Raw genomic sequence first — 1,051 nt, 5'->3', positions numbered from 1 at the left:
GTTGGACGGAGTGGGGATGGGTTTGGTAGTATTAATACAAAAAGCTCGGATGATATCACTAATAAAACTTCCCAAGTGAACAATATTAATATATCTGAAAGAAGTATAAAGCATTCAGATGTAGGTGATTTTACAACAAATCCTAAAACCAATGATATCTCTAAGATGAAGGGGGGAGGACACGGTCAAAACAATATTGAATTTTTGGAAAAAAATAAAATAGATTATAGCATAAATAAAGTATTCGAAAATGGTGTGAGAGTAGGTAATGTACCCGGACACAAGGTGAAAGCAAAAAGAACAGGTTCCAATCAATCATGGTTTCCTGAGAATTGGACAGAATCAGATATTGCAGCAGCAGGTACTAAGATATCTAAATCACCTGAATTTTTAAAAGCAGAAAATGGAGTGGCAATTTTTGGAGAGTATAATGGCGTAAGGGTAGGAGTCATAAAAACAAATGGAGAAATAGGAACAATTTTTCCTGATGCTACTAAACAACCGTAGGAAAATTTGGAGGGCTAATATGAATATAGAACAAAAAATGGAAGGTATATTAAATAAAAGAAAAAAATTAAATCTAAACGATGATTATGGAATAGAAAAAAGTTGGAATGAAATAATAGAGGCTCTTTCAGAAAATGAGGAAGAGACTATAAAATATTTAAATAATTGTTCTAAGCAAGATTTATATTATATAAGTGAGGTTTTTGAAGATATCGCAGAAATCTTACAAAGTAAAGAACTAATCAATTGCTTAAGAAAGCTAGACAGAAAATTTCCGGATTTAGAAATGAGAAATGATATAGATATTGCAGAGAGTTATATATAGTAACCTTAAATAAGTTTCTAAGCGAAAAAAGGAATGTATGATTATAATAAAATTAAGTGACAAAATTAATACAAGTATAAACACTTGCTTGTCTTTTTAGGCAGCAGGTGTTTTTTTGGTTTTGTGAGATATTTATACTTTAGATCCTCTGTACAATCATGACTATGAACACCTATCATCAGGAAAACCCGCAACCCCTTATGAGGAAGCAGTGGAACG

Annotated in this window: 2 protein-coding genes; both read left to right on the top strand. The window is 31.6% G+C overall.

Annotated elements, in window-relative coordinates; genetic code table 11:
• Positions 1-507 (top strand): EndoU domain-containing protein (locus GHT08_RS21865; RefSeq protein WP_238343655.1); only part of this gene is annotated, 507 nt, incomplete at its 5' end.
• Positions 508-526: 19 nt separating this feature from the next.
• Positions 527-832: a hypothetical protein gene (locus tag GHT08_RS21860; RefSeq protein WP_163583496.1), complete on the top strand. Its 306-nt coding sequence runs from the start codon at positions 527-529 to the stop codon at positions 830-832.
• Positions 833-1,051: the final 219 nt, after the last annotated feature.

The sequence above is a fragment of the Gracilibacillus saliphilus genome (assembly GCF_010994085.1).
GTDB classification, from domain to species: Bacteria; Bacillota; Bacilli; order Bacillales; family Amphibacillaceae; genus Gracilibacillus; species Gracilibacillus lacisalsi.
Note: the sequence above shows the minus strand (reverse complement) of the source record. Positions and strands in the feature narration are given on the sequence as shown.

What these genes read in the sequence shown, in the direction of transcription:
- GHT08_RS21860 (WP_163583496.1), top strand. Translation starts at nt 527, where the DNA reads ATGAATATAGAACAAAAAATGGAAGGTATATTAAATAAAAGAAAAAAA.